Below are 25,718 nucleotides of genomic sequence, written 5' to 3'. Positions count from 1 at the left end.
GAGAAAATTGGACTTTAGGTTTTGTTCCCTATGTTACAAAAAAGATTAACTAATGATATCTCTTACTACCTTGCCCGACACATCGGTAAGCCGATAACGGCGACCAAGATGTTTAAAAATAAGTTTTGCAATAGCTTGACCCAAACTATCATTTGGGTCAAAAAGGGTGCTGCGTCTCCGACGCAAATCAGCTAAGTTAAACGCCATTAACTAATGATATCTCTTACTACCTTGCCCGACACATCGGTAAGCCGATAACGGCGACCAAGATGTTTGAAAATAAGTTTTTCGTGATTAAGCCCTAAGAGGTGTAGCACAGTCGCCTGAAAATCATGCACATGCACAGGATTACGGGCTATGTTATATCCTACTTCGTCGGTATCGCCATAGACTAGCCCCGGCTTGATTCCGCCGCCCGCCATCCAAATCGTAAAGCAACGCGGGTGGTGGTCGCGGCCATAATTGTCTTTGGTAAGTTTACCTTGGCTATAGCTGGTACGACCAAATTCTCCCCCCCAAATCACTAATGTTTCGTCCAAAAGCCCACGTTGTTTCAAATCAGTCACCAATGCAGCGGAAGCTTGATCCACGTCTTTGGCTTGGCTTTGTATTTCAAAAGGCAAGTTTCCGTGCTGATCCCAACCTTGATGGTATAATTGTACAAATCTCACCCCATTTTCAGAAAGTTTACGCGCCAAAAGACAATTCGCAGCGTAAGTGCCCGGCACCAAACAGTCTGGCCCATAAAGCTTTACGATATCGTCCGATTCTTTTGACAAATCCATCACTTCAGGCACGGCTGTTTGCATTCGATAGGCCATTTCGTACTGTTTGATTTTGGCCGCAATCTCAGGGTCGCCAAACTGCTCATAGGAAAGTTGATTCAGTTCAGATAAATTATCCAACATTTCACGGCGTTCTTTGCGGTTCATCCCTTCAGGGTCTCGGATATACAAAACAGGGTCTTCTCCCTTGCTAAATTGTACCCCTTGATGAATAGAATCCAAAAAGCCATTCGACCAAAGTTTGGAATATACTCCCTGACCATTGCCGATTCCCCGCGATAGAAGTACCGTAAAATCAGGCAAGTTTTTGTTTTCATTACCCAAACCATAGCTCAACCACGCCCCCATACTTGGGCGGTTGCCTTGCTGCGAGCCTGTTTGTAAAAAGGTAAGAGCAGGGTCATGATTGATAGCCTCGGTGTACATTGATTTGACAATACAGAGGTCGTCCACGATTTTGGCAGTATAAGGCATCAAATCGCTCACCCACGCCCCTGACTGCCCATATTGTTTGAAATCCACAAATGAGCCCGCCAAAGGAAATGAAGCTTGATTGGCGGTCATTCCCGTGAGGCGTTGGTTTCCACGCACTGACGGCGGGATTTCTTGCCCCATCATTTCGCGCAACTTGGGCTTATAATCAAAGAGTTCCATCTGCGAAGGAGCTCCATTCTGAAACAAATAAATGACTCGTTTGGCTTTGGGTGCAAAGTGAGGGATACCCGGTGTAAAACCTGCTTCGTCCATATCACCACCATTGAGTAGATTGGGAATCATCAACGACCCCAACGCTACACTTCCTAAGCCCAGGCTCATGGTCGATAAAAACCGCCGACGATTAAAACTCAAGCCATGTTCTAAGATTTCTTTTTCCATTCTTTTCTACGTTAGGTCTTTGTAATAGACTCTTCTAAGTTGTAAATGGTATTGACAACTTTCATCAAAGCTGCCAATTGCACTTTGTCTATTTGGGAGGGCATAGGATACTCTCCTACAGCTAACAGCTTTTCTGCACTCGACTTATTGAGTTTTTTAAGTTCTTTTTCATAAAAATCACTCAAAATAGTCATCTCCTTATCGGTAGGCTTGCGACATACTACTAAGCGAAATGCTTTCTGAATTTTGTCGGAAACGCCACTATTTTCTTGTAGCAATTTTGCCGCTAATACCCGTGAAGCTTCTAGCACCGTGGGGTCATTTAGCATCACCAAAGCTTGCAAAGGGGTATTGGTTTTGAGGCGTTTTACTTCACACAAATCACGATTGCTGGCGTCAAAAATACTCATAGAAGGTGGCGGCACCGTGCGCTTAATGAGCGTGTACATTCCTCTACGATACAGGCTTGCACCGTGGTCTTGCACATACATAGAGAGCAACCCGCGACCCGAAGTAGCTCCTTCCCAAAGCCCTGGTGGCTGATAAGGCTTGACACTTGGCCCCCCAACAGTAGGCACCAGCAATCCACTACTTGAAAGCACCAAATCCCGTACAAACTCCGCATTGATATGATAGCGCGGCGCCCGTGCTAGGTAAATATTGTCGGGGTCGGTGGCGAGTTTTTCGGGTGTTACTACTGCCGACTGCCGGTATGTAGCCGACATCACAAACTGTTTTACTAATCGTTTAAGATTCCATCCATGCTCCATAAAATCGACCGCCAACCAGTCTAGCAGCTCTGGATGGGAAGGAAGCTCTCCTTGCATCCCAAAATCGCCCGATGTCTTGACAATGCCTTTCCCAAAAAACTCCTGCCACATTTGATTGACAAATACCCGTGCCGTAAGGGGATTTTTGCGATCAAAAAGCCACTTAGCTAATCCAAGGCGGTTTTTGGGGTATTTTTTATCAAAAGGCAAAATAAAGGAAGGAGTATTAGGCTGTACCTCATCGCCAGGGGCATCATATACTCCTCTGCGTAAGATATGCGTCTTGCGCATGGTATCAAGGTCGGTCATCACCGATACAATGAGGCGGTTGGTATCAGGTTTGTTGATGAAAGTCAAAATATTTTTTACATCCTCATTGCTGATTTCCATGAGCGGTTTTTTGGCATAGGTTTCAGGCCCACCAATTACCGATTCAATCCCCACTTCATTGACGCTATTAAAAAAAGCAAAGAGTTGGTAATATTCTTTTTGAGAGAAAGGATCATACTTATGGTCGTGGCAATGAGCGCATTCAAGAGTGACCCCCAGAAAAGCCTTGCCAAACAAATCGTTGCGGTCGGTCACGTAGCTGATGCGATACTCTTCAGGTATCACACCGCCTTCTTCCGTAATCTTATGGTTTCGATTAAAGCCTGTTGCCAAAAGTTGCTCTTTGTAAGTAGGGCTTTTATCGCGGTTGGGTAGTAAATCTCCCGCCAACTGCCATGTCACAAACTTATCATAAGGCATGTTTTTGTTGAGGGCATGAATCACCCAATCCCGCCACGGCCACTGCGTACGATAACCATCATCTTGGTACCCATGCGAATCGGCATATCGTGCCAAATCAAGCCAATACACCGCCATTTTTTCACCATAAGCTGGATTTTTGAGCAGTTCGTCCACTACTTTTTCGTAAGCATTGGGGCTTTTATCGGCCAAGAAACTGTCCATCATTTTGAGCGTAGGAGGCAAGCCTACAAGGTCAAGACTTAGGCGTTTGAGTAGCCGCTCTTTGTCAGCTTCTTCGTTGGGACTAAAGCCTTTTTGTTCTTGTTTTTGTAAAACAAAAAAGTCTATTTCGTTTTTGGGCCAATCCTCATTTTTTACTTTAGGCACCGCTGGTTTTTGGGGAGCCACAAACGCCCAATGCTTCTCATATTTGGCCCCTTGTTTAATCCACTTCTCAATCAGGGCTATCTCTCTAGCTGAGAGTTTAAGATTAGAGGAAGGCGGCGGCATGAGCTTATTGGTATCCTTGGTCGAAATCCTCAAAAACACCTCCGACCGCTGTGGTTCTCCCGCTATGATAGCGTGAGCCGATGGATTATCTTTCAGTGCATGGAAGGCACTTTCGGGGTCGTCGAGCCGAAGTCCCGCTTCTCTTTTGTTGGCATCTGGCCCATGACACGCCAAGCACTTATCCGAAAGAATAGGACGGATGTCAAAATTATAACTCACCTTATCGGGTATTTCTTCTTGAGAAGTGCTTGAGCTACTTCCGCAAGATTGTAAATACCCGATAAGTGCCACGGCCATTACCGATATATAAAAAGCATTTTTCGTCATTACATTATTCAGTGCTAAAGCATCGTTGAATTGGTAGTTTATGAAGTTACTTGCGCTTTGAAAATGTAACCTCACCCCACCCTCTCCTTTCTGGAGAGGGCTTTAAATTCCCTTCTCCAGAAAGGCCGCACGGCGTACCGTGAGGGTGGGACGGTCGGCCACTGCCGTGAGGTTGAATTTTGCAAGTAAAATCATAAAGATCCTTTGAATTGCGATATATCACGGCTGTTAGCTATATTCTAGGCCAACAAATCCATCACAGCCTTACCTTTACCGTCGGGGGTAGTATAAAAAGGTCGTTTTTCGATTTCATACTGTGTATCAGGCGCAATGCTCAATGCATGATAAATAGTTTGATGGATTCCGTCGATTTTTACGGGATTCTCGATAGTCTTACAGGGACGTTCGTCGGCGGTTTTGCCATATACAAATCCACGTTTGATTCCCCCTCCAAACATCAATATTGAGCAGCCATCAGTAAAGTGGCGGTGCATTCCGTAAAATTTCATATCCGACAAAATCTCGGGCTGATTTACTTGCTCTTGTACCTTGGCATCGGGACGGCCTTCGACCATCATATCGCGACTAAACTCACTCGCCAAGATGATAAGCGTGCGGTCGAGGTGGCCCGATTGGTCTAAATCCTTAATCAATTGAGCCACGGGCCCGTCAATCATTTTTTTCATCCCTTCCAAGCGCGTGTGACCGTTTTCGTGGGTATCCCATCCAAAAAATGGTTCATATTCGGTGGTTACACTGATGAAACGTGCGCCTTGTTGGGTCAACCTTTTGGCCAACAGACACCCCAACCCAAAGCGTCCTGTGTTGTAAATATCGTAGCTTTCTTTGGGCTCGGTAGTGAGGTTAAAAGCCTTAGCTTCGGGCGAATTGAGCAGCATATAGGCTTGCTCCATCGAGCGTTTGAGGGATTCTTTTTGGTAATCACTCCCAAACTCACCCATAGGGCCATTGCTGATGAGATCGTTGTAGAGCTGGTTGCGGCGTTCAAAACGTTTGGCATCCATTCCTACAGGCGGGCGTACACTTTCTAATCCTTGACTGGGGTCAGGAATAAAGAAAGGCCCGTATTCATTTCCCAAAAAACCTGCCGTATGAAAGGCTTTCAACTCTTCGGCCTCACCTACCGTAAAACGCTGACCAATATCAATAAAAGCCGGAATCACGGGATTTTTAGGGCCTAGTTCTTTGGCAATCCATGCTCCAATATGAGGTGCTGCGACCGTTTGGGGCGGTTCGTAGCAGGTATGCCAATGGTATTGGTGCCGAGAGTGCAAGATATGCCCCAAGTCAGCCGCTACATAAGAGCGAATGAGCGTTCCTTTGTCCATTACTTTACCAATCGACTCTAGCCCTTCCGAAAAATGAATTCCGTCTAAAACCGTCGGTACAGATTTGAAAGTACTTAGTACACGATTGCCTTCCATTCCTGTTTCGAAAGGCGTGTATCTTTTAGGGTCAAAGGTCTCGGTATGAGCCATACCACCCGCCATCCAAAGCAAAATGACCGTATCGGCGGTACCGTTGGTTTGACCTATTTTTTTAGTACAGCCTGAAAGCAAGCTAGGTAAAGGGGCACTCGCCGCCATTGCTGCCAAAGTAGCCGCGCTTGTTTTCTGGAGAAACTCTCTTCTATTCCATCTATTTTTCATTATCAAAATCGCTTTATTATCAATATATTAACTGAAATTCTGGGTGAATTGATATAGCCCAAACTAAATCTTCTATGCCTTCTACGGTAGGCTTAGGTCCTACTATTTTCTGGGCTACATTCAGCTCCTTCGGCAAAGGCTCCCGTCCCAACGATTTTTTATAAAGCTCCTTCACCAGCAGTTCAGAAGAAGGATATTTGGCTTGCCATATTTTTGCACCTTTTTTGATTGCTTCATTAAACTTGGTTCCGTTGGTAAGCTCAAGCGCTTGAAGAAGGTTGGCTTGAGAGTTTCGGCTCGTCGTAACCGTTTCACGATTAGGACGCCCCAAGGCCGTCAAGAATGGGTCGTTTTTGACCAATGACGCTCTTGAAAAAGGAACTTCTTTTTGAATATTTTCGGGCAATCGTTTGAATTCTAAGGCCGAATCACCATACACAGGATTGAAGGCCACGCTGACTGCATCTGCAAATTGCTCTGCTGTAAGGCGTCGTCTTACCATCCCTTCAAAAACAAAGTTTGAAGATGTAAGCAAACCTGCGTCTTTGACACCAATCGATGGCAATTGATAGGTTTTAGAAGTCAAGATAGCATACATTAGTTTTTTGATGTCGTAGCCATTCGCCACAAAATCTGACGCCAACCAGTCGAGCAAATCTTGGCTCCAAGGTTCGTTGTCCATCATATCTACGGGCTCTACGATACCGCGCCCCATTAGCTGCGCCCATACCCGATTGACCAACGTACGATAAAGACGACCGTCTTTGGGTTGTACCAAAAACTCCGCTAACTCTTTCAAACGCTCTTCCGTAACGGGCGTTTCTTTGATTTCGCCTAGCTCCTTGAAAAGCACTCTACGACCCGCCAACTTGCCCGTAGGTTTGTCGCAACGGTGAATTTCGAGGGTAGTGTCGGCAAAAATATTAGCAAAAGCATACGCATCTTCCAATTTCCAGTCGCTGATAAAACTATCGTGGCAAGAAGCACATTTAAGATTGAGGCCCAAGAAAACCTGCGCCACATTTTGGGCCGCTTGCATTTCGGTACGTTGGCTAGCGTTGATGGTACCACGCCATTTGATTCCCTTGATAAACCCTTCTGATTCTTTGGTAGGACTGATGAGTTCTTTTACAAAAAGATTATAAGGCTTGTTGGTTTTGAGAGAAGTGTAAAGCCATTTGGTAATATCATAACGCCCTTTGGTGATGTAGCCCGTACCCGAATAGTCATTGCGGAGGGCATCATTCCAAAAAGTAAGCCAATGCTGTGCATAATCTTCGTTGCGATTGAGCAAACTTCTTACCAAAATCTCCCGTTTGTCGGGGCGATTGTCGGCTTCAAAAGCCTGAATTTCTTCTGGTTTGGGCAACAACCCCACCACATCCAAATATACCCGACGAATATAAGTACGGTCATCAACTAGCTTTTTCCAAGTGATTTTATTTTTCTGAAAATACGCATTCGTAAGACGGTCGATAGGCTGCGTGAGTTCGGCAGTAGCAGCAGGTAGTTCTGGCATCCGAGGCTCCAATGCTGCCACCCGATAAATGCTTTTTTCGGCACCACTAGGCCAAGGAGCGCCCTGTTTAATCCAATATTCTAAAATAGCCACGTCTTTTTCGGAAAGTCGCTTGCCTTTGGTGGGCATTGCTTCTTTATGACCTACAGGCAAAGTAATGCGGCGAATCAATTCGCTCTTGCCAGGATTGCCAGCCACGATGATAGGCCCATGCTCTCCACCTTTGAAAATGAGGTCTTTTTGGTCGAGCCGAAGCTCTCCTTTGGTTTTGGTAGCGCTATGACAGCTGTAACAATTGTGAGCCAAAATAGAACGTACTTCAATATTCAAATCTTCAATTTGCTTTTCTGTAAGGGGTTGGTTGGTACTAGCAAATGTGAAATTTGTACTGCCCGAAGGCTCACCTTCGGAAGATTTATTGAAAGGTAAAACACCACTGATATAATCTTCGCCGTGGGTTAGCAAAGCCCCGTAGTGACCTGCCACCGTAACTCCACCCACAGTCATAAACAATAAACTCCTAAAAAGCGATTGACGCTCTGTACGCAAAGCCCACACTGCTCCCACGGCCAAAGCCATCGTAGCAATGCCAGACCATTGGTGAACTACTACCGTATCTCCGCCATATTCTTCTTGATTGGCCAAAATCAAGCCCAAAGCAGCGGCCAGAACAGAACTTCCAGCTCCAATCCATACCAATGCCTTGATACCCGCTCTCAGCTCGGTGGACTTGCGCCGCCAATCTACAATTTCTAACAACAACGCAACGCAAAGGAGTCCGATAGGAAAGTGGACGATTAGCGGGTGCAATCGCCCTAATAATTGCCAAAGCCAGAAGGTTTCTGTGGTTTCTTGCACGATTTTAAAAATGTGATTAAGGTAGTGGGAAAAATTAGTTTAGAAAGCACCTATCGATGATGACGAGCTAGCTCTGGCATAATACGATAGATGCTTTTATAAGTACTATTTATAAAGACGGTTAGCCAATAAAATCTAACCAACACTTTTACTCAATTCTCCTAATAGCCAGGATTTTGAGTTAGCTTGCTATTAATCAGAATTTGAGGGGCAGGAATCGGCAAAAAGTACTCAAAATCGCTATATACATAATCGAGAGCATTGAATGCAATTCCTCCTCTTGATACGGTAGGAGAAGCTTTTTCTTTAGCTGCATATGCATTCATAAAGGCCGCCAATTCGGCGGGCGTTTTGGTGCGCTGCAAATCAAACCAACGGTGATTTTCAAAAGCTAACTCTACGCGTCTTTCTTTCATTACCGCTGTACGGAAGGTATCTTTGGTAAGACCGCTCAACTCGGCCAAGCCCGCACGCTTGCGTACTTGGTTGAGATAACCCAATGCCTCGGCATCAGGCCCTGTAGCTTCGTTGATTGATTCGGCCAACATCAACAATACATCAGAATAACGCAGCACGGGCCAATTGTTGTCCGAACGCCCCGAAATAGTATGGGGATAACGGTATTTGTTAATAAAAGGAATTGCCACAAAAGTACCGTTGAGGGTATAGCCTGTTTGCAACGAAATATCTTTGCGCAAGTCCCCTGCCTCATAAGCCGCAATCATGTCGTTGGTGGGGATATTACGGCCACTAGGAGCCGTATTGGCAAAACCCGTCACAGCCCCTTGCGACAAGCGCGGTGCAAATACATACACAAAAGTACTTTGCTCTCCCAAATCATTGCCTCCTTGGTACTGTACTTCAAAAACCGACTCAGGGCCATTTTTCTTAGCGGGGTCAAAATTATCTTTGTAGTTGGCATTCAATGAATATCCTAGCGGCAAAACTTGCTTTAAAGTAGTCACTGCTTCAGGATATCTTTTCAAAGTCAAATATACTTTACCAAGCAAACTCAACGCAGCACCTTTGGTCACACGGCCTTTGCCAGCGGCGGGATAAGTAGCAGGAAGCAAGGTGCTTGCATCTTTCAAATCTGCCTCAATTTGCTTGTAAACATCCGCTTGAGGTGAGCGTACCAAATCAAAAGCTTCGTTAGGAGTAGAAAGGGTTTTGGTAGTTAAAACCACATCTCCAAAATACCGTACTAAATTGAAGAAATGAAACGCGCGAATAAATTTCAACTGTCCTTCAATTTCCTTTTTAGCCGCATCATCAATAGTAGCAGGCGCTAGTTTTTCGAGAGCATAATTGATATTATACAAAGCCGCATAATGGTTGTTCCAAAGAGTGCTTACTTCGCCATTGCCTGGATTTACGGTCGAAAACTCAAACGCTTCCCAGCCAGCTGCGCCCCCACGGTCGAGTGGGTTAAAATCAAGGGTGGTATTGTCCGAAATAAACTCTTGCCCTAGGTAAGCCGTGTTAGTGATGCCTTGAAGCTGACCATACACTCCGTTGAGTGCTTGCTCAAACTGTGTTTGGGTTTTGTAAAACACATCTGTACCAAGACGCGTAGGGTCGGTGGTGGTCAAAAAATCGTCTTTGCACGAAAACTGCACCAGACAAAGAAGTAATATATAAAAGCCTGTTATTTTTTTCATTTCTGTCAAAAAATTAGAAGTTAAACTTAGCACCTACCGCAAACGTTCTAGGTACTGGATAAGACTCATCGTCGTTGTTGAGTTCAGTACCGCCTCTTACCCCTGCATCGGGGTTGTTACCAGGATATTTGGTAAACAAGAAAAGATTGTTGGCCGTCACAAACACACGTGCATCACTCAAAACCGACTTAAATTTAGGCAACGTATATCCTAGAGTTACACTTTTGAGCCAAATGTAGCTACCATCATATACATATCTTTCGCTACTCTCGCGTGACCATTTGAAGTAGTTGGTTCCACCTTGAGAATTTTTAGCGTTAGGGTCAGAACCTGGATTGGAAGGTGATCTCCAGCGGTCTTTTGCTTTGTCGAGGACGTTGAATACCCCGTCCATGTTCATCGTTGAGGCTTCGATATTACGGTAGATGTCAAAATCATGCGCTCCTACAAATAAGATATTTAAGTCGAAGTTCCGATAATCGGCAGCTCCTGTCCATGCCCAAGTAAAAGCTGGATTTGGGTTTCCGATTTCGACCATGTCTTGTGTATCGTAAGTGACTACCCCGTCGCCGTTGGTATCTGCAAACTTCATACCGCCCGGAATCACCCCATCTTGCTTAGGCCATGCATCGATTTCGGCTTGAGTGTTGAAAATCCCCATTTTCTTGTAGCCATAAATCATCCCGATAGGGCGACCCACTTTTTGTACGTTGTAGCCACCATAGAAACTTCCATACCATAAGGCATCATTTACGCCTTTGATAGCCAGAATTTTACTACGATTTATGGTCAAGTTTCCGTTGGTTCTGAAATTGACCGCCCCGATATTGGTTTTGTAATCTACGCCAATTTCAACCCCACGGTTTCTTACTTTACCGATATTGTCTAAGCTCGTTGTAAAGCCTGATACCGCCGGAATAGATACTGGCAACAACATATCGTTGGTGAGTTTGTTATAATACTCAAAAGTAAATACCAACTTGTTGTTGAAAGTAGCCAAGTCAATACCAAGGTCCAATTGGTTTGATTTTTCCCATTTAAGGGCTGAGTTGGCAAAAGAGCTAATCACTTTACCCGGAGCGAAAGCATTTCCAAGGATATAATTGTTGGCTCCCACGAATGCCAAACTTGGATAGTTACCGATGTTGTTGTTACCAGTTACCCCCCAGCTTGCGCGGAGTTTCAAGTCGGTTAGCCAAGGCATCTTGGGCATAAAAGACTCTTCTGTTACTCTCCAACCTACTGAGGCCGCTGGAAAATCTCCGTATTTGTTTTGCGTACCAAATCTCGAACTTCCTTCACGGCGAAACGACGCCGAGAACAAATATTTATCTTTGAAAGCATAGTTGACCCGTGCTAGGTATGCCAACAAAGTCCAACCATTTTCGTAAGAGTTTGAGGCTCTGATAGACCCTGCGCCCAAATACGGCACCAAGTCGTCAGGGAAAGTATTGGCACTACCTGATACTCCTCTGAGGATTTCTCTTTGGGAAGTAAAACCAGCCAACATATCAAGGCTATGCTGCGAACCAATCTGTGGCGTATAGGTGAGCAATTGGTCAAAAGAATAGTTTTGGAGCTGCTCCACAATCTCCTGCGAAGTAGCGATGCGAGGAGGTGCACCGGCAGTACCAGATGCCACCGACAACCCAATTGTAGAAGGGATGTAATCTTTGTAACTATTATAATTGAGTTTTGCGTTGACCGAAGATCTAAACTTCAAATTTTTAAGGAAAGAGATTTCCACAAAACCATTGGTAAGGATGTCGGCGATATTTCTTCTACGAAGCACATTGTTGAGGACATACACCGGGTTTGGAAAACCAAAAACCCCATCTAATCCTCCAATGTAAGGGCGGAGCGTTCCGTCAGGATTGTAAACAGGCTCACGAGGATCCATCAAGAGTGCTCCTCCTACTAAGGCGCTACGACCGTCGGTATTGGCAAGGTTTTGTTTGGTATAACTACCATTAATGTTAAGACCTACATTCAAAAACTTATTGACTTGTCCGCCCAAATTACTACGAATAGATAAGCGATCGTAGTCAGTTTTGATGATAGAACCTTCTTCTTTAAAATAACCTACTGACAAAAGTGAACGCAAAGGCCCCTTACCTGACGAAATAGTGAGGTTTACATCGGTATAGGCAGCGTTGTTGTTCATGATTTCGGCAAACCAGTCGGTCGAATATTTAGTTTGCTCAGGATAACGAAAACCAATGGGTACTTCCTCTAGTGTCGGTTCTCTATTTTGGAAATAACGGATACCATCTTCAAATACATCTTTTTTGAATTGTGCAAACTCTACACCATTCAGCATTTTTACCCGTCTTGAAGAGGGCACATTTTGAATACCATAATCTACTGATAAGTTGACACCAACTTTGCCTTCTTTGGCATTTTTGGTAGTAATAAGCACTACACCATTAGAGCCACGTGCCCCATAGATAGCCGTAGAAGCGGCATCTTTCAAGATAGAAATACTTTCAATATCATTAGGGTTGAGGTTTTGTCCAACAGTAGTACCCACCGCAAACCCGTCAATTACATATAAAGGATCACTACCTGCCCCCAACGAACCTATCCCCCTTACACGTACTTCAAAAGCTCCGCCAGGCGTACCGCTTTTTTGTTTGACTACCACCCCTGCGGCCCGTCCTTGGATGAGTTGGTTCATATTGTTGGCCGGTTGCTCACCAATATCTTTCATATTAATCACCGATACCGCCGACGTAATATCTTGTTTACGTTGCGAGCCATATCCCACCACTACTACTTCTTGTAAAGCTTTCAAATCTTCTTCTAGCGTCACATCAATTACAGTACGCCCTTGAACATTGATGGTCTGGCTAATAAGACCTACATACGAATAAACAAGCGAGGCATTGGCTTTGGTAGTAGTGATACGGTAAGTACCGTCCACATTCGTAGTAGCACCATTGCTAGTTCCTTGCTCGAGGATAGTTGCCCCTGGAATAGCAGCACCATTTGCAGAGGTTACTTTCCCCTGAACTTGCACTCCTTGTGCAAACCCTTTAAAGGCTAGTAACATACAAATCATAAACAGTCGAATTTGTTTCATAGAATGAGTTGATTAAAGGTTAAAGGGATTTTAGTGATACTTGCGTTTACACTGTTTAAAACCAGAATAAAGAAGAGCTTAAATATGAGCAAAATGAAATTATTATATGCTTATGTCATTATGAACTACTTATTCTCGAATCTAATTTTCACAAAAAAGAAACTTGGAATTATCCTGTACTAACCTGCTTTCTTGTTTGCGACTCAAATCGATGTAATAAGTGTTTGTCATAGGAGTGACTAAATGTGGACAAAGAAGAAGTGATGCTCAATTATATAACTATATCAAGTTTATATTTTACAAATCTAACCCACAAGCAAAAGAATGCATTTACTCAAAATGGTTATTTTTTTGCACTTTTTGATATTTTAATATTATTTAATATATCAATATCACTCTATCACCTCTATTGTAAACAATCGCTGCCAAACAAAACTAATTCACTAAAAATCAATCATTTAACACCTAAAATCTCTAACAAAAAAGGGAGAGGCTTGAAAAGCCTTCTCCCTTTTTACCTTATAACTATCTTTCAATCCCCTGTTGATAAAAACCTAACGCAAATACTTCATAATTTCATTAGCGATAAGTTGATGCCCTTTTTCATTGGGATGATTCACTTGTGACATATAGGTTGAAATTTTTTCACCCGTTTTATGTTTTTCTAAAAAAACAGCATAACTATCCACTAATCCAACTCCAAATTCCTCAGCCAACCGTCTAATCTGGAGGGAATGAGCTTGAAGTTCATTCTTAGAATCTTCCAAATTGACCCGCTGGTCGGGGGAAGGAGTGAGTAGAATAACTTTAACGGATTTTTGTAAAGCTTTCCCAATCATTTCTCGCCAAGATTTTTCGGCTTCCGCCAACCCAATACGTCGGTCATTGAGTGCATAATCAATAAAAAGCACATCTGGTCGATGCACCAATACTTCTGTTTCAAACCTAGTTGCTCCCTTTTGAGAATCCTCTCCACCAATAGCGGTATTAATAATATTTATGACCGCATGAGGGTATTCAGCTTTCAATTGTTTGAGGACTTGGTAAGGGTAAGCCTCTAGGGTATTGACTACAGGAGTCTTAAAATACCCGGCTGGCACCGAATGCCCATGAAATACCAAATTGATGGTACGATTTTTAGGCCATTCTTTTTTTAGCTCTTCTTTTACTTCACTGAGATACGAAGCGGGCGAGGCTACTTCTCCTCTCACTATAGAAAAGAAGGGGCTTGCTATTAACCACGTAATAATTAAAATTAGTTGAGACATGGTTCAACTGAAATTTAAAGATATGATAATTATTTTTTCAAACGCTCCGCTAAGATTTTGATAAAGTAACCTCCCACTACCGAACGCGCCTGAAAACCTACTTGTCGGGCATTGGTGGTTTCGTGCCAATCCGACAATGGCACTCGACTAGGTGTTTCGTTGGCAAATTTCCAAATTGGCTCTACTAACGCTCTGAAATCCTGCTCTGAGTCGGCCATAGTAGCTGTCCATATAATCCAATCTGACTTAGTATAAGTTTTGCGATTGTCGAGTGGCAAGCCGTAAGGTCTTTGGGTCTTCAAATAAAAAGCCATTTCCTTTTTGATGATTTCTTTAGGAAAGACATTCAAGTCGAGCAATTGATCCCAAACGATATTATATTTCTGACTCCAGCTTCCTGTAGGCTTATCGAAAGTAAGGGCATAATGATCTCCCTCGGTAGCCATTGTAGCCCACTTTTGTGCAAGTTCACGTGCCAGCTTGAGGTGTTCGTCGGCTACCTGTTGGTGGCCTAGTTGAGCCGCCATTTGCCCATAACACGCAATGCCCATAATAGCCTTGGCCGATAAGTTGGTGTTGCGCGCCAAATGTCCCGCAAAATCGTCGGTACAGAGTTGATTGCCCGGATCAAAACCGTCTCTTTTCAAAAATCCAACCCATTTGGTCAGCATCGGCCAATGTTCCCGTGCAAAATCTGGCTTTCCGTCCATTTTGACAGCAGCTGCGGTCAAAATTACCATATTTCCAGCTTCTTCCACGGGCATATCTTCCCCGTAAGTTTGGCCATTGGCTAGGGGGTAAGTTCCGACATCATGGGCAGGGAAATCTTTTTTCCAACGCCCCGATTCGCTATAATCAAAAATGAACCTTAACAGCCCTTTAGCGAGTTCGTTGTTGTACAACAAAAATAGGGGCGCAGACGGATACGTCACGTCCACTGTCCCAATAGAACCATTAGAGAAGTTTTCTTTTGAAAAGAAAAATACCTCTCCTTTGGGACCTTGCACTATTTTATGGGCAGCAATAGCCTGTCGATAAGCCAATTGACACAAATCGGCATAGGCTTTTCCCCCCACTTTTTGGGCTTCGCCGTAGAGTTCTTTGTCAAAGCGACTACTTTTTTCTCGAATACGCACATAATCCGTCTCAGCCATTTGAAGGGTTTTGAGCATGGTCATGTTGGGGTCGCGGCGCCACCATCCGCGTAAGTTTTGACCAAAATATTGCACTGAATATACATCATCATAGCCTAGTAACACATGACGCGCCACGGAGGTTGATGCCACGTTGCCTAAATTAAGAGCCGTCGCAATAGCCACTTCTCCCGCCAAACTCGTCGATTTTTGAGCATTCTGGGGTAATTCTCCTTTGACAAAAAATACTTTTTTCAGGCTTTCGGGTGTACCTGCGGCCGTTTGTCCAGTGACCGATTCAGGAACGGCCAAATAAGCATAGCCCCAATCAATGCGTACATTATCTCCTTTTTTGCCAAGGATGGATTGAGCTTTTGTTCCGACCGATGCCAAACTTAACCCTCCCTGCTTTTCTATTTTGGTTTCTACCTCTTGTCCAGGGGTATTAGCAGCTACAGTTCCTGCTTCTCCAAAATATACTTGTACAGCGTGGGGTTTACCGTCGGTAGAACGCGCCTCAAAGGTCACATAGCTTACGGGACGTGCCACGATTTCGAGATCATCGAGCAACAAAGGCGACAAGAAATTTACTTTTAATGCTACAGGCCCCGCCGTAAAATCATAAGTGGTCTGAGTAGCAGTGACCTCGACGCTTTGCTGAAGCGCCGTAGTGATGTTGGAAGGTGGAAGAGGGCTTACCAAACCCACATCAATCAACGACTCCCCTACTTGGCTGATACAATGCACCGCCAATACATTGCGGCCTTTGCGAAGGGCTTTTTGTCCTTCTGGCGAAAGAGGAAGATGAATATACTCCCCCGCACAACAGGTCTTGCTAAGTATCTTTGTGCCATTGAGATAAATCACTACATCATCGTCATGGCTTACAACTAACAGCAACTTAGAAGGGTCGATTTTTCCGTCATAATTAAACTCACGACGAATAAAAATCCCGTCCTTATCCGTGCGAGCGTTGGTAAAAGGGGTACGAGCCACCGGAATATCACCAAAAGGGCCTGAACCTGATTTCCAATTTTGCGGTTTATAGTCAGGTTGTTCCCAACCAGCTTCTGGTTTGGTAAGGGTATAGAGCGCCGAGTAGGGTTTTGTTTCTCCGGTTGGCAAGAGAGCCTCATAGGCCGTCGGAACCGCTCCCAAAAACTGATATACTTTTCCGTCCACCCTCACTATACCTTCCAACGACTGTGTCCTACCAGTCCAGTGCCGCGTGGGGCTGTCGGTGAGCTTGTCGGTATTGGTCCAGATACTAAAGTAAGGGTCGTGGGTAATAAGTGGATACGCCGGAGGTCGTAGGTTTTGGGCTTGAACAATGCCCACTCCCAAAAACGTGGCTACGCCCAAAAAAATAGATGAAAGTGTTTTTTTCATGATAATCTTCACACCTGCGAAGGTTTAGCTGTTTATTTCTTTCCTGTCAACGACTTAATAGTTTTGACTTCATTTTCGCTAAAAGGGGTGCCGTCTTTGCGATAAATATCATGAAACCACAGCTCAGGCTCCTTGCCATCAGGTACGGGCGAACTCCAGGCAAAAATGGTGTTGGTTTTGCCCGCGACAAATCCCCAATTGATGGCACCTACGTTTTCTTGTTTGAGCATAGGCATAATCGTCTGAAACAAGCTTCCATTGCGGCGCGCCATGTATTCGGTACATATCAAAGGGCGATTGTATTTGCGATATTCTTGAATCAACTCTTGGTGCTTGTCGATGTAACCATAATGATGATAGGTAATGACATCCGAATTTTCGAGTTGAAACTTATTCAATTCATCGAACTTCTCGCCCCAGCTCCATACACCTACACTGAGAGGCTGTGAAGGATTGACGGCTTTGGCCCAACTAAAAACAGCTTTTACGAGTGGCAAACTTTTGCTAAAATACTGACTATTACCCGGTTCATTGTAGAGATCCCAAAGTAGGATTCTTTGGTCATTTTTGAAAGTAGTCATTACATCCTTCACGTAGCGCTCAAGCATCCCGAGGCTATCGGGGTGATTTAAGAGCATAGTTCCGGGGTCGCGTACCCATCCGCTATTGTGAATACCAGGCTTAGGAGCAGGTTGCTTTCCGGCGTGGTATTCGTCATTCCAGCAGTCATCAAAGAAAACCAAAATGGTTTTGATACCGTGTTTATTAGCAATTTGGAGGTATTGGTCTAAGCGTTTTTTAAAACCCGCTTGATCAGAAGTCCACGCTACGTGATGTAGATATACGCGCATGGCATTCATACCTAGCCCTTCGGCCCAGCCTAGCTCGCGGTCGATGGTCTGAGGGTCGAATGTAGCCGCTTGAAACATCTCTAATTGATTAATAGCAGTACTTGGCTGAAAGTTACATCCTCTAATCCAGCCTTGTTTTTTGTACCAATCGTTGGCTTGTTGGGCCGACCATCGGGGCTGTGCATATAAGAGAGAAGCCATAAACAATAGAGTAGCTGCTAGAAAGATTGATTTTTTCATACATTAATAAGTGAGAGTAAATAGTTGGTTACGACTAATCAAAGCTAGTTAAACGCAACTTCTAACCGTAAGACCCACAAATATGGTAATCATTCATTTTTTGAGGGTTGATAACAAAAAGTTATATTTTCCTCGACATTTGACGCAACCTACAACAACAAACTTCCGTACTTATTAGCTGAATGTTATTTTCACGTGCGTTGAAAACCTTACCGGAACTACTCGAAGGCTGTCTAAAAAAAGACCGCAAATGTCAAGAATTGCTCTACAAGCAGTTTTACGGGTATGCCATGGGGGTGTGTATGCGTTATGTTCCTAACCGAGAAGAAGCACTAGAAGTAGTCAATGATGGATTCCTGAAGGTTTTTCAAAAAGTAGAAATGTATGATGCCGAGCGCTCTTTTAAAATATGGCTTCGGCGAGTAATGATTAACACTGCACTCGACCACTATCGTCAAAATGTAAAATACCAACATCAAGAAGATCTTAGTGTCGTCGAAAATACCGTGGCTAGTTCTGAGGCTACTAGCGGCTATCAAAACCTTCTACAGGAAGAACTCATTGAGCTCATTCAGCAGCTAACGCCCGCTTATCGATTGGTTTTTAATTTATACGTCATTGACGGTTATTCACACGAAGAAATTGCCCAAAAACTGGGCATCAGTGAGGGCACATCCAAATCCAATTTGGCCCGTGCTCGCGAAAATTTAAGAGCAATGTTACAAAAAAAAGGTAGAGATGAGTACGCAAGAGTTACCAGATGACGAACTGGACAAACTCTTCAGAAAGTCTGCTGAGGAGTTTGAACCCAACTTTGAGCCACAAGCATGGGATGCCATGCGCAAAAAACTAGACAATACAGAAAATATTGTCAAACGACCACTCCTGTGGCCTTGGGTACTGGCTCTATTGTTCTTTGCATCTATTGTGGTAGGTGGGTTTGTATTCGACTGGCCTTTTGTAAAAAATATAAATAGACCCAATCCACCATCCACAGCGTACCCTTCCTCGAATAGCGGAGTTAAGCCTTCGGCTATCCATAATGGCATTAAGGGAAAAAATACAGTAAATACTTCCTCATCCCTACCCAATATTTCGCCTAAAGGCAATAAAAAAGAAAAAACCACGGGTAGTTCTGAGATTAGCACCGATGTGGTGCAATCCCCACAAAACAGTTCTAGAATTATTTTAGAAGAGAGTTCTCAACAAAATCGTCTTTCTAATTCTTCAAACTCAAATTTTATAAAACCAACCACTACCAAGCGTAAGATTATCAAAAAACAGACTTCGCCTTCGGAGCGTCTTTTAAACAATCGCCTTCAGGAAGTGGCTTTTAATGGAAACCAATCTCCTTTATTAAATATTCAAGAAAAATCTAATGAAGGGAAGAATCGTAAAACTTCTTCATCTTCTTCGGAGTCTCTTCTTGAGAACAAAGCTATTTTGAATAATCAAGAAAAGGATTCTGCCTTATTCACTCCTACCGTTTTAGGCGAAGTACAAAAAGGTTCAAATTTGACAACAACCTCTTCTTTACAACTAGAGCCTTTAACACCCAAACCTTGGCAATGGCATCCTTCTAAAACCGCTCCTATTACTATCACCTATCAGGCGCCCGTTAGTACTGTTAGTTCTTTACCACAAGAGCCCCCCTCCCCCTTGTTTAAGCGTGGGTTAAGTACCAAAATAATGGTATCTCCCGATTTTAGTTTTATTAATTTCAATCAATTTACTAACCCTGGATCAGTAGTAGGCGCAATGGTAGAATATCGATTCAATAGCCGCCTCAGTCTTCAACTAGGAGCAATGCGCTCTGTGAAGCTTTATGGAGCCACTGGCGCCCAATACCAATGGCCAACTTATTGGTATAGTCAAAAAGTACGTCCAACGAGTGTTGATGCTAATTGTAAAGTACTTGATATTCCTCTTAATCTTCGGTACGATTTTACACAGGGTAGCAAAAGTCGGTGGTTTGTATCGTCGGGTTTATCGAGCTACATGATGCTCAACGAAAAATATGATTACAATTATCCTCCTGGTTCTACCAATATCAAATGGTATAAATGGAACGGTACTACGGGCAATTATTGGCTAGGTGTACTCAATATTTCTGCTGGTTTTGAGCGGCAAATAGGCAAGCATTTTACCCTTCAAGCCGAGCCTTATCTCAAAACGCCCATGGCCGATGTAGGTTTTGGCAAAATACGCTTACGTTCGGCAGGGCTTTTTATGTCGATGCGCTATCGTTTGTTTTAAAAAACAAAGGAAATTTTAAGATTGGCGAATCTCCATACTTTTAAGATATTTGCGGTGCAGTTACTCGATGTGTGAAGAATAGCCCTATGGAGAATACCTCAAAAAAGTATCTTGATACGCTTGATACGCTTATTGACCAATATCTCGAAAACCCCCACTTTTCAATTGATTATCTCTGTCAAGAAATTGGTTTAAGTCGGTCTCAATTAAACAGAATCCTAAAAGAAGAAGCCAATACCACGATTTCTATTTATATCCGTCAACGACGGCTACTAAAAGCTCAGGAATTATTAAGGCTTACGGATCTCAGAATGGTAGAAATTTCTGAGAGAATTGGGGTGGATAGCCCCCAAACTTTCACTAAATATTTTACCCAAGAGTTTGGCATCAGCCCCTCTGAATACCGAAAGGCCCTCACCGCGCCAGAGGCCGAACCTACCACGGATGCTTCAGTACCTGATTTGCCCCCTCTACCCCCTCCGACAGAAGCGCCTCGTCGTAGTAAAATGAAGCTTTATGGAGTAGCAGGTATCTTAGGCTTGGTCATTATGGGAGGTATTTTTTATTTCTGGAAAACAACACAGCCCACCATTATAGAGCCTTCTATTGCTATTTTACCCTTCAAACTTTCGCAACAAGACACTAGTCAGGTTTTATTGGCCGAAGGGCTCATGAGCCAAGTACATGCCTCATTGGCTTCGTTAGAAAATCTCAAAGTGATTTCCAAAACCTCCTCTGCTATTTTTCGTGCTTCTCCCAAAAGCATTCCCCAAATCGCCACTGAACTGGGAGTGAATTATATTGTAGTGGGGTCGGTACAACCCCAAGGTCAAAGGTTTAGGATAAACATCGAACTCATCAAAGCCTCTGAAGACAGGTCGCTGTGGTCCAAAACGTTTGAGAGCAATCTCCGACAATCGCTAAGTTCGATGAACGAAGTAGCAAAAAAAATCACTCTGGAATTGCACCAAAAACTGAGTGAAACGCAGTCCAAAAACATGAATCGCGTCCCGACCCAAAACGAAGAAGCCTATCGGGAATTTTTGCAAGGTAAGCAGCTGATGCTGAGCCGAACCAAAGAAAAGCTAGAAGCAAGTATTCAGCGTTTCGACAAATCTCTTGCTTTAGACCCAACCTTTGCCGATGCTTACGCTCATAGGGCGTCTGCTTATTTTATTTTGGTCAATGATGATTTTATAGATTTCAAAAAAGGGATTAAATTATCAGAACAAAATGCGCTCACGGCTATTCGGCTCGATGGCCAAAATGCCTTGGCCTATGCAACCCTTGCCAATGGCTATCGCCAACAAAATAAATGGGAACAAGCCGTAACCACCTATCAAATCGCCCTCAAATACAGCCCCAACGATGCCCAAATTCTCTATTGGTACAGTATCACTCTGCGCTCCTTGGGCCAGATGGAAGAAGCCATTGAATATAGTACCAAAGCCCTTTCCCTCGACCCCCTCTATCCCGTTGTGGTGGTAGGTCATGCCGGAAACTTATTGTATGCGGGCAAAAACAAAGAAGCCAAAGCCGTCTTGGACAATTATCAACTGAGCCTCGACGGTTTTTATCTCTATTATTATGTAAGGGCGTATTATTACATCAATCTGTCTGATTATAAAAGTGCCTTAAAAGAATTGATGAAATGCGACTCTATCAGTCCAAATACAAAAACAATTCGCTACAATCAATTTTATTGCCAAGCCAAACTTGGAAACACTGCCCTTGTGAAGCAGTATCTCAAAACCCTTTCACCTACTTCCGAAAATTATATTGAACTCGCTACTATTTATGCAGGTCTTGAGGATAAAGACAATTGTCTGAAGTATCTCCAACTTGGGATGGAGGTAGGTATGGTTCCTATTTATTTGAAAGTATCACCGCTTTTTAAATTTCTACACTCCGATGCCCGCTTTCAGGCTTTGCTCGAAAAATTGGGACTCAACTTTTAGATTCAAGCTATTTCGCCCCCTTTTTTGTCTATTTTTCTAAAATTTCTAAGTTTTTAAGCAAAATTTCTAAGTTTTTGACACAATAATCAAAGATACTTCCGCCTCCTCTCCTGTAGATTTGCCACATCATCAGGACTCAAAAAACATCAAATGAGGCGGCTCATGTTCCAATATTTTCTATCTGTCATTCCGTGTTGGCTAGGATTATCTTCCTGCCAATCTACCGAACAAAAACAACATCAAGCCGCCGTTGACCATTTTTCCGATTACATTGCCCTTACCCAAAAAGCTCTTTCTTATCAAGCCGATTTTGACCTTGATGCTTGGTCAGAAATGCTCGCTTCTAATGTGGAATACACTTTTCCTTATCGCCAAACCCAGACCAAAGTTACTGGCAAAAAACAACTGTTATTTCATTGGAAAAACCAACGCCCCCAAGCCCATATTAAATCTATACAGCTCACCAATTTTCATTTTGTACCACTCAACACCCCCGAACCTCTGCCCTTTGGTGACTTAGCGGGAGTATATGTACTTGCCATGTTTACCCGAAAAATCACCTTCCTTTCAGGTCAAATTTTAGAACAAACCATCAGCCTTTGGTGCCATTTCAATCCCGAAAAACGAATCGATCGAATTTATGATTACAATGATGCTTCGATGGCTTTTATCCCCACTCATTTCAAATATCAAACCTTACCACTCTCTGTACACGCATGAAAAACGCTACTCTCCTTCCAAAAATCATTTTAAAAAAATTACCCTTGCTTTTAGGTTTTATTGCCTTTTGTTTTCAAAGCTACGCCTACCCTCCGGTGAGTATTATCTATGTAAAGCAAAACGCAAGCGGTACCAACAATGGTACCTCCTGGACAGATGCGTACACCAACCTCCAAACAGCCATTACCAATGCCTCTGCGGGTACCCAAATATGGGTAGCGGCAGGTACCTACAAACCCACTACGGGTACTGATCGAGACATTACGTTTTCTCTTAAAAATGACGTAGCCATTTACGGAGGCTTTCCCAATACGGGTAGCCCCACCTTCGATGACCGTAATTGGCATACCAACGTGACCATCCTGAGCGGCGAGATAGGTACCAGCGCGGTAGAGGACAACAGCAGACGAATTATTTTCAATGATAACATCAATAGCTCTGCTATTCTCGATGGATTTACGATCAGAGATGCTTACAACACCAGCACTTTTTCCGGCGCTGAAGGAGGAGGTCTGCGTAATCAAAATAGCTCGCCAACCATCTTAAATTGTATTTTTCGTAATAATCGCACAGCAAGTAACGGTGGAGCAGTGTCAAATATGGCATCATCTTCTCCTACTTATACCAACTGTTTGTTTATTGAAAATTACGCAGGTTATCACGGAGGGGCTATTTGTACTGTAGATAAAAGTAATCCTATTTTTGTTAACTGTAGTTTTTTTGGAAATACGGCAGGTATATACGGCAGTTTTCTGTATAATAACCTTCGTGAGACAAGTACTACTCTAAAAAATTGTATTGCTTGGGGGAATACCTCCTCAGACAATAGCGTCGTTTTTAACAATCAATATAGTACTACCACAGCTACTTACTCTCTTATACAAGGTGGCTACACTGGCACTGGCAATATCAACACTGATCCCCTTTTTGTGGATGCCGCCAATGGCAACTTCCGTTTGCAACAATGCTCTCCCGCTATCAACGTGGGAGAAGATGCCGCTAATAGCACTACCCTAGATTTAGGAAAAAATACCCGAAAAGTAGGGGTCATTGATATGGGGGCTTATGAATATCAATCGGCAGTGGAAATTCCCACGGCCTACAACGTCGGCGGGGGTGGTAGCTTCTGCCAAGGAGGTACAGGCGTAGAAGTCACCCTCAGCGGTTCGCAATCGGGCGTCAATTACCAACTCAAAAGAGACAATGCAAATGTGGGTAATGCCGTCGCTGGCACAGGAAATGCTCTTTCGTTTGGTAATCAAACCGTCGCTGGTACTTACACCGTCGTGGCTACCAATGCCTCCACCAATTGCACCAACGATATGAGCAGCAGTGCGTCTGTCACTGTCAATGATTTGCCCACGGCCTACAACGTCGGCGGGGGCGGTAGCTTCTGCCAAGGAGGGACAGGTGTCGAAATCACCCTCAGTGGTTCGCAATCGGGCGTCAATTACCAACTTAAAAGAGACAATGCAAATGTGGGTAATGCCGTCGCTGGAACTGGAAACGAACTTTCGTTTGGTAATCAAACCGTCGCAGGAACCTACACCGTCGTCGCTACCAATGCCTCCACTAGTTGCACCAACGACATGAGCAGCAGTGCTTCCGTCTCCGTCAATGATTTGCCCACGGCCTACAACGTCGGCGGGGGCGGTAGCTTCTGCCAAGGAGGGACAGGCGTCGAAATCACCCTCAGTGGTTCACAATCGGGCGTCAATTACCAACTCAAAAGAGACAACGCAAATGTGGGTAATGCCGTCGCTGGCACAGGAAACGCCATTTCGTTTGGCAACCAAACCGTCGCAGGAACCTACACCGTCGTGGCTACCAATGCCTCCACCAATTGCACCAACGACATGAGCAGCAGTGCTTCCGTCTCCGTCAATGATTTGCCCACGGCCTACAACGTCGCAGGTGGTGGTAGCTTCTGCCAAGGAGGTACAGGTGTCGAAATCACCCTCAGTGGTTCGCAATCGGGCGTCAACTATCAACTCAAAAGAGACAATGCAAATGTGGGTAATGCCGTCGCTGGCACAGGAAACGCCATTTCGTTTGGCAACCAAACCGTCGCAGGAACCTACACCGTCGTGGCTACCAATGCCTCCACCAATTGCACCAACGACATGAGCAGCAGTGCGTCTGTCACCGTCAATGATTTACCCACGGCCTACAACGTCGGCGGCGGTGGTAGCTTCTGCCAAGGAGGGACAGGTGTCGAAATCACCCTCAGTGGTTCGCAATCGGGCGTCAATTACCAACTCAAAAGAGACAATGCAAATGTGGGTAATGCCGTCGCTGGCACGGGAAACGCTCTTTCGTTTGGTAATCAAACCCTCGCTGGCACTTACACCGTCGTGGCTACCAACGCATCCACCAATTGCACCAAAGACATGAGCAGCAGTGCGTCTGTCACCGTCAATGATTTGCCCACGGCCTACAACGTCGGCGGCGGTGGTAGCTTCTGCCAAGGAGGGACAGGTGTCGAAATCACCCTCAGTGGTTCGCAATCGGGCGTCAATTACCAACTCAAAAGAGACAATGCAAATGTGGGTAATGCCGTCGCTGGCACGGGAAACGCTCTTTCGTTTGGTAACCAAATCGTCGCAGGAACCTACACCGTCGTGGCTACCAATGCCTCCACCAATTGCACCAACGATATGAGCAGCAGTGCGTCTGTCACCGTCAATGACTTGCCCACGGCCTACAACGTCGGTGGGGGCGGTAGCTTCTGCCAAGGAGGAACAGGCGTCGAAATCACCCTCAGTGGTTCACAATCGGGCGTCAACTATCAACTCAAAAGAGACAACGCAAATGTGGGTAATGCCGTCGCTGGCACGGGAAACGAACTTTCGTTTGGTAATCAAACCGTCGCTGGAACCTACACCGTCGTGGCTACCAATGCCTCCACTAGTTGCACCAACGACATGAGCAGCAGTGCGTCTGTCACCGTCAATGATTTGCCCACGGCCTACAACGTCGGTGGGGGCGGTAGCTTCTGCCAAGGAGGGACAGGCGTCGAAATCACCCTCAGTGGTTCACAATCAGGTATCAACTATCAACTCAAAAGAGACAACGCAAATGTGGGTAATGCCGTCGCTGGCACGGGAAATGCT

The 25,718-nt window shown here is 44.4% G+C and carries 15 protein-coding genes; 5 read left to right on the top strand and 10 right to left on the bottom strand.

Going from position 1 to position 25,718, the window contains the following annotated elements:
- Nucleotides 1-45: 45 nt before the first annotated feature.
- The 10 genes from P1X15_RS12150 to P1X15_RS12105 all read right to left on the bottom strand — a co-directional run bounded on the left by P1X15_RS12150 (nucleotide 46) and on the right by P1X15_RS12105 (nucleotide 17,671).
- The gene (locus tag P1X15_RS12150; protein WP_277338392.1) at nucleotides 46-207 is read right to left on the bottom strand and encodes a hypothetical protein; all 162 of its coding nucleotides are present in this window, start codon (nucleotides 205-207) and stop codon (nucleotides 46-48) included.
- A complete protein-coding gene (locus tag P1X15_RS12145) occupies nucleotides 207-1,661 on the bottom strand; it encodes a DUF1501 domain-containing protein (protein ID WP_277338391.1) in 1,455 nt (484 codons plus the stop codon). Before P1X15_RS12145 ends, P1X15_RS12150 begins: the two co-directional genes overlap by 1 nt.
- Before the next feature lie 11 nt (nucleotides 1,662-1,672).
- Nucleotides 1,673-4,000: a PSD1 and planctomycete cytochrome C domain-containing protein gene (locus P1X15_RS12140; protein WP_277338390.1), complete on the bottom strand. Its 2,328-nt coding sequence runs from the start codon at nucleotides 3,998-4,000 to the stop codon at nucleotides 1,673-1,675.
- 239 nt (nucleotides 4,001-4,239) lie between these two features.
- Nucleotides 4,240-5,670 carry a DUF1501 domain-containing protein gene (locus P1X15_RS12135; protein ID WP_277338389.1) on the bottom strand — a complete coding sequence of 477 codons (1,431 nt, stop codon included), beginning with the start codon at nucleotides 5,668-5,670 and terminating at the stop codon, nucleotides 4,240-4,242.
- A gap of 19 nt (nucleotides 5,671-5,689) precedes the next feature.
- Nucleotides 5,690-8,047 carry a PSD1 and planctomycete cytochrome C domain-containing protein gene (locus tag P1X15_RS12130; protein ID WP_277338388.1) on the bottom strand — a complete coding sequence of 786 codons (2,358 nt, stop codon included), beginning with the start codon at nucleotides 8,045-8,047 and terminating at the stop codon, nucleotides 5,690-5,692.
- Between the two features lie 161 nt (nucleotides 8,048-8,208).
- Nucleotides 8,209-9,708, bottom strand: a complete 1,500-nt coding sequence (locus P1X15_RS12125; RefSeq protein ID WP_277338387.1) for a RagB/SusD family nutrient uptake outer membrane protein — start codon at nucleotides 9,706-9,708, stop codon at nucleotides 8,209-8,211.
- A 13-nt stretch (nucleotides 9,709-9,721) separates the two neighbouring features.
- Entirely contained in the window at nucleotides 9,722-12,790 is a 3,069-nt protein-coding gene (locus P1X15_RS12120; RefSeq protein WP_277338386.1) for a TonB-dependent receptor, read from the bottom strand.
- 554 nt (nucleotides 12,791-13,344) lie between these two features.
- A complete protein-coding gene (locus tag P1X15_RS12115) occupies nucleotides 13,345-14,058 on the bottom strand; it encodes a GDSL-type esterase/lipase family protein (protein ID WP_277338385.1) in 714 nt (237 codons plus the stop codon).
- Between the two features lie 29 nt (nucleotides 14,059-14,087).
- Nucleotides 14,088-16,580, bottom strand: a complete 2,493-nt coding sequence (locus tag P1X15_RS12110; protein ID WP_277338384.1) for a glutaminase family protein — start codon at nucleotides 16,578-16,580, stop codon at nucleotides 14,088-14,090.
- Nucleotides 16,581-16,612: 32 nt separating this feature from the next.
- Complete coding sequence (locus P1X15_RS12105; RefSeq protein WP_277338383.1) at nucleotides 16,613-17,671, bottom strand: glycoside hydrolase family 2 TIM barrel-domain containing protein; 1,059 nt, start codon at nucleotides 17,669-17,671, stop codon at nucleotides 16,613-16,615.
- A 182-nt stretch (nucleotides 17,672-17,853) separates the two neighbouring features.
- On the opposite strand from P1X15_RS12105, the gene P1X15_RS12100 reads away from it, so the two are divergent.
- The 5 genes from P1X15_RS12100 to P1X15_RS12080 all read left to right on the top strand — a co-directional run.
- On the top strand, nucleotides 17,854-18,435 hold the full coding sequence (locus P1X15_RS12100) for an RNA polymerase sigma factor (RefSeq protein ID WP_277338382.1): 582 nt from the start codon (nucleotides 17,854-17,856) through the stop codon (nucleotides 18,433-18,435).
- A complete protein-coding gene (locus P1X15_RS12095; protein WP_277338381.1) occupies nucleotides 18,410-19,927 on the top strand; it encodes a hypothetical protein in 1,518 nt (505 codons plus the stop codon). Before P1X15_RS12100 ends, P1X15_RS12095 begins: the two co-directional genes overlap by 26 nt.
- Nucleotides 19,928-20,013: 86 nt before the next feature.
- Complete coding sequence (locus P1X15_RS12090) at nucleotides 20,014-21,885, top strand: helix-turn-helix domain-containing protein (protein ID WP_277338380.1); 1,872 nt, start codon at nucleotides 20,014-20,016, stop codon at nucleotides 21,883-21,885.
- A gap of 162 nt (nucleotides 21,886-22,047) precedes the next feature.
- Nucleotides 22,048-22,605: a hypothetical protein gene (locus P1X15_RS12085; protein ID WP_277338379.1), complete on the top strand. Its 558-nt coding sequence runs from the start codon at nucleotides 22,048-22,050 to the stop codon at nucleotides 22,603-22,605.
- A partial coding sequence (locus P1X15_RS12080; RefSeq protein ID WP_277338378.1) for a choice-of-anchor Q domain-containing protein occupies nucleotides 22,602-25,718 on the top strand: 3,117 nt, incomplete at its 3' end. The genes P1X15_RS12085 and P1X15_RS12080, both read left to right, overlap by 4 nt.

Origin of the sequence: Runella sp. MFBS21 (assembly GCF_029433105.1) — a bacterium.
Taxonomy (GTDB): Bacteria; Bacteroidota; Bacteroidia; order Cytophagales; family Spirosomataceae; genus Runella.
Note: the sequence above shows the minus strand (reverse complement) of the source record. Positions and strands in the feature narration are given on the sequence as shown.